This is a genomic window from Cryobacterium sp. 10I1, assembly GCF_035019805.1.
GTDB classification, from domain to species: Bacteria; Actinomycetota; Actinomycetes; order Actinomycetales; family Microbacteriaceae; genus Cryobacterium; species Cryobacterium glucosi.
Map to the genome: position 1 here is coordinate 1 of NZ_JASJVF010000614.1, position 326 is coordinate 326.

Here is a 326-nt window from a genome sequence, read left to right on the forward strand (position 1 = left end):
CCGCGACTCCGCCGGCGGCGATGGCCAGCCACGCGACCCAGCGGCCGGCCCGGCCCGGGTCGAGCTGGAACACCGAGACGTGCACCGCGGAGAATGTCCAGGCGAGCAGCACGACGCGGATCGTCGCGAGAGGCGCATACCCGAGCGCGGCGACTTCGGCCCCGAGCACGCCGGCCATCGCCAGGATCACGAGACCGTAGCCGAGCGCCGACGTCGCGGAATCCGTGGCCGGCACCTGTCTCGGGCCGGTCCGCACCGGGCCGGGCGTCGAACCGGTGAAGCGGATGCCGTCGCGCGCATCGCCGTCGACCGGGCCAGTCGGTGGG

1 protein-coding gene is annotated in these 326 nt (G+C 75.2%); it reads right to left on the reverse strand.

The window, feature by feature from the left end:
- On the reverse strand, positions 1 to 326 hold a 326-nt coding region (locus QN345_RS20010), incomplete at both ends, for a hypothetical protein (RefSeq protein ID WP_323509237.1).